This window comes from Pseudanabaena sp. 'Roaring Creek' (assembly GCF_001402795.1).
Lineage (GTDB): Bacteria > Cyanobacteriota > Cyanobacteriia > Pseudanabaenales > Pseudanabaenaceae > Pseudanabaena.
This window is the reverse complement of sequence record NZ_LIRE01000315.1, coordinates 1-4,549: the sequence shown is the minus strand read 5'-3', so window position 1 is coordinate 4,549 and position 4,549 is coordinate 1. Positions and strand designations below refer to the sequence as shown.

At 45.3% G+C, this 4,549-nt stretch carries 4 protein-coding genes; 2 read left to right on the top strand and 2 right to left on the bottom strand.

What is annotated here, in order from left to right; translation table 11 throughout:
• The first annotated feature begins 326 nt into the window (after positions 1-326).
• Complete coding sequence (locus AC805_RS10815; RefSeq protein WP_055075446.1) at positions 327-1,286, top strand: hypothetical protein; 960 nt, start codon at positions 327-329, stop codon at positions 1,284-1,286.
• Positions 1,287-1,623: 337 nt separating this feature from the next.
• Here AC805_RS10815 and folK read toward each other — a convergent pair whose 3' ends face one another.
• Both folK and murA read right to left on the bottom strand, forming a co-directional pair.
• The gene (gene folK / locus AC805_RS10810) at positions 1,624-2,160 is read right to left on the bottom strand and encodes a 2-amino-4-hydroxy-6-hydroxymethyldihydropteridine diphosphokinase (protein WP_055075445.1); all 537 of its coding nucleotides are present in this window, start codon (positions 2,158-2,160) and stop codon (positions 1,624-1,626) included.
• Between the two features lie 52 nt (positions 2,161-2,212).
• A complete protein-coding gene (murA, locus tag AC805_RS10805) occupies positions 2,213-3,514 on the bottom strand; it encodes a UDP-N-acetylglucosamine 1-carboxyvinyltransferase (protein WP_369122828.1) in 1,302 nt (433 codons plus the stop codon).
• A gap of 249 nt (positions 3,515-3,763) precedes the next feature.
• On the opposite strand from murA, the gene AC805_RS10800 reads away from it, so the two are divergent.
• On the top strand, positions 3,764-4,471 hold the full coding sequence (locus AC805_RS10800; protein ID WP_055075443.1) for a M15 family metallopeptidase: 708 nt from the start codon (positions 3,764-3,766) through the stop codon (positions 4,469-4,471).
• Positions 4,472-4,549 lie beyond the last annotated feature (78 nt).

Genomic DNA, 4,549 nt, shown 5'->3' with positions numbered 1-4,549 from the left:
CTTAGGCTCTTGCGGATAAAAAATGTCCCACCAAAGTTAAAGTTGGCTGAGCGGAGTCGAAGCCACAGGTACTTTAATTAATAGCAAGTCCCTTAAAGCGATTTGCGCTCAAACCCAAACCAAGGGAATTTTGAAAGAGTTGCGAAACAACGCTTTCAAAATTCCCTTGTGGTTCGTTTGATCGATAATTGCTGTAATACCAATTTCCAAAACGGCAACGCTATTTTGGAAATCTCAAAATCTTACTGGGTTTGTTTTTAATTCACTGAAGTGTTGGCTCACTTCAGCGAATTGGTATAAGTAAAGTTAAACATTGCAGGTGCACAATGACTCAATCTATCGATCTCTCTGCAACGGGAGAATTTTTATCCGTTAGCGATCTAAAAAAGTTGCATGGTTTTACCGAGGCTGCGATCGAAAAATTTTTAGGGGAATGTGATGCAAATCAGCCTAACCCTAAATCAAAAAGTACCAAACCCGTTAAGCTTTACAGTGCGGCAAGGGTAGATAAGGTTTTACATGACGAGCTATTTATTGAATGGCAAGCCAAAAAGAAAACAACGTCTTCCAAACGTAGTAAATCCGTTGAGGCAATAACCGAAACTGTAGTTGCAAATTTGGGCTCTGAGGTCTCTGAGGTTGTCACTGAGGTCTCTAAGGTCGCTGAGATTACTGAAGCGATCGCAGGCAAAAAAACTTTTGATTTTGATTTAGGTTTAGATGAACTAGTGACCGCCGATTGGTGCGAGTTTGCATGGGAAGATTTTCAAGTTGAGGACGATCGCAATTTTTCGGAAGAGGAAAAATTACATGCAGTTACGACGGTCAACAAAATGCTCGCAGCGGCTTATTGGTTTCCCCCTGATTTGTTCTTCGATGCTTTTACTCAACCAATGAAGAAGGACGATCAAAACGTAAATTCAGAGGCACTAGCAAAGGGCTATAAAGAAGAGATCCTTACCAAAGGATTTAAGGGCATTCCGTTGGTGACTTTTATGATTCGCGATCGCCAAGACAACACAAAAGTAATGCTAAATTCGGCTCCCTACAAATTGATGGCGATCGCGGATTTATATAAATTAGGTTCCCTTCCTGCGGATTTTAGGATTCCTGTCTTTGATTTGCAAAAATTGAAATCGATGGTAAGGGATAAGTATGGCGCTAATCTAAATTTCGCTCTGAAATACGCGATCGCGGGTGGTGAACTAGGGCGTGATTTTGCCCTGAGGGAAATTTCACGAAATTGGCTCACTAGTCTTTGTACTGGTATCTCTGTACCTCTGTGACACCAAGATAAGAAATGGCTACGCCATTTCTTATCTTGGAAACCCTTATACCAATTCTCAAAATGGCAACGCCATTTTGGGAATCTCAAAACCTTACTGGGTTTGGTTTTTAATTCACAAAAGTGTTGCCACACTTTCGTGAATTGGTATTACTAGGTTTGGTTTTTAATTCACAAAAGTGTTGTCACACTTTTGTGAATTGGTAGAAAACCCCAAAACCTGTAGCGCACGCACAGCGTGCGCTACAGGTTTTGGGGTTTTTAATTTACAAAGTTAAGAAATGGCTACGCCATTTCTTAACTTTGTATGACTTCTTAACCATGCCCCAAAATATAAATCAGCTTAAGGCTAAAACTTCCGTATCAATTGCGATCGGATGGCTCAAGTCGATATCGGGGGGATTTTTAGCCAGCTCACTGATCGGCATTTGATATATCGGATGTATCCAATCCGCAGCAATTTCGGCAAGGGGTAGTAAAACGAAAGCGCGATCGCCCATGCGTGGATGGGGTAAAACTAGCTCTGGCTTGTCTAAGACACGATCACCATAAAGCAACAAATCGAGATCTAAGGTTCTTGCGCCCCAACGTTCGCGCCGCTCGCGCCCAAAGATTTGTTCGGTATGGAAAAGGACATGTAAAAGTTGTAGGGGGGGTAAACCCGTTCTTAAAACCGCACAGCCATTGATATAGTCTGGCTGGGGATCTGCATTGGGTAAAACGATCGCCTTAGTACGATACCAACGGGAAACCCTCACCACCTCGACTGCTGGAAGGGTTGAGAGTTGCGCGATCGCAGCTTGGACAATTTTCTCGGAGTCACCTATCGTACTGCTTAGATTACTACCTAGGGCGATCGCGCAAAGCTCAGTCATGAATTTTTAATTAATAACAACAAAGACGCTGCATTGCAGCGCCTTTATGGAATTATACGGGAACCACTTCACTCGTGCGATAGAGCTTTGCCCCCACATTACGCAGCTTTTCTTCAATGCGATCGTAACCGCGATCGAGGTGGTGTAAGCCCATTACCGTTGTTTCTCCATCCGCAGCTAGCCCCGCAATCACCAAGGCAGCCGAAGCACGCAGATCCGTTGCCATTACAGGAGCGCCCGATAATTGGGGTACTCCCGTGACTACCGCCACATTATTTTTGAGGCGAATGTTTGCCCCCATGCGATTTAACTCGGCAACATGCTGAAGGCGATTTTCAAATACCGTTTCCGTAACTACACCATTACCCTCGCAAATGGTCAGTAAAGCCATAAATTGCGCTTGCATATCGGTGGGGAATCCAGGATAGGGCAGGGTTTCGATATCTACGGCGCGATAGCGATCTCCACCAATGACAGTGATCATATTGTCAGAGTCTTGGCGCACAGTGACACCCATATCTTGCAATTTGGAAATTGCCGCAGTCAGATGGGCAGGAATCACAGGCGATAGCGATAACGTAGAGCGTGTAATTGCAGCGGCAACCATAAAAGTAGCTGCCTCAACGCGATCGGGAATCGCCGTAAAATCAGCAAAATGCAGCTTATCGACCCCATCGATAACGATCGTACTCGTGCCAGCCCCTCGAATTTTTGCACCCATTGCGATACAGAGATCGGCGAGATCAACTACTTCAGGTTCGAGCGCGGCATTTTCAATAATGGTCTCACCCTCTGCTAAGGTTGCCGCCATCATCAGAGTTTCGGTTGCGCCAACGCTCGGATAATCGAGGTAAATCTTTGCCCCTTGCAAACGTCCATTACTACTCATACAGTGGGCATGAACAATACCATGTTCAATCTGGACAAATGCACCTAAAGTTTGTAAACCCCGTACATGTAGCTCGACGGGACGCGCTCCGATCGCACAGCCTCCAGGTAAAGGCATTTTTGCCGAACCCATTCTTGCCAGCAGAGAACCGAGCGCAAAAAAGCTGGCTCTCATTTTGCTGACCAACTCATAGGGTGCGGAATTTTTACTCAGATTACTGGTATCGAGATCGAGAACTTCTCCATTGCGGGAAATTTTAACCCCAAGGGCTTCAAGGATGTCACACATACTCTGCACATCTGCTAGGTGTGGCACATTCCGAATGCGGCAACCCTCGGAGGATAAGAGCGTGCCAGCCATGAGGGCAAGAATCGAATTTTTGGCACCACTAATGGGAACGTGACCAGATAAGTGCGCTTTTCCGATGATGCGGAGGACAGGAGTGCTGGGTTCAATTTGGGGCATTTGCGAAGATTCGAGCGTAGTTAGTTCAGTTGGCTCAGGGATTTGTGAAGCTGTGCCGAGATCCGTCGTCGATTGCATAGGCTGTGATTGTAAATTAATTGCACTAGTGGCATTGGTGGTAGAAACGATCGCCTTATCCTCCTCACATCAGAGATTAACGTGGCTAAGAGTTTAGCGGAGTATATCCGAAAAACTGTTAACTTTTGTACAGTAGGTGTATTTACTCATTATTAGCGATCGCGTCCTATTATGTCCAAGCCCTATCAAATTATCCCGATCTCAGAATGTGGCGAGCAACTTGTGGCGATCGCTAGCGATATTTACAGGATCGCTCCCCACCCCTATATGGCATTAGGCGCTCCCTATGGCGATCGCTCTCCCTTTTTTATAAGGCAGGGGATCTTAGAAAGACTGCAAAAATCTCAAGCATATTTACGGACCCTTCGCCCAAACTGGCAAATTGCGGTTTTTGATGCCTATCGCCCCATTCCCGTTCAACAATTCATGGTGGATTATAGCTTCACGCAACTGGCTGAAAGTAAGGGCTTACCCGTAGAAAATCTGACGAAAGAGCAAAAAAAATCACTAATGACGGAAGTGATCGAGTTTTGGGCTATTCCGAGTGACGATCCGCAAACCCCTCCTCCCCATAGCACGGGAGCCGCGATCGATGTAACCCTGTATAGATATCCCACCCAAGACGAGGACTCTATACAAGAAATAAATATGGGTTCACCGATTGACGAAATTAGCGATCGCTCTTTTCCTGATTATTTTGCTAATTCCCTAGACATTAAGGAAAGAGAATTTCACCGCGATCGGCAATTGTTAAACCAAGTGATGACCTATAGCGGATTCCAAAGGCATCCCAATGAATGGTGGCATTTTTCCTATGGCGATCAATTGTGGGCATGGATTAGTAATGAGAAATCAGCGATTTATGGAGGAGTTAAATAGTTCACCAAAAAACTAAACCCAGAAGCGAGTACCGCCCGCTACGCGGGCGGTACTCGCTTCTGGGTTTAGTTTTTAATT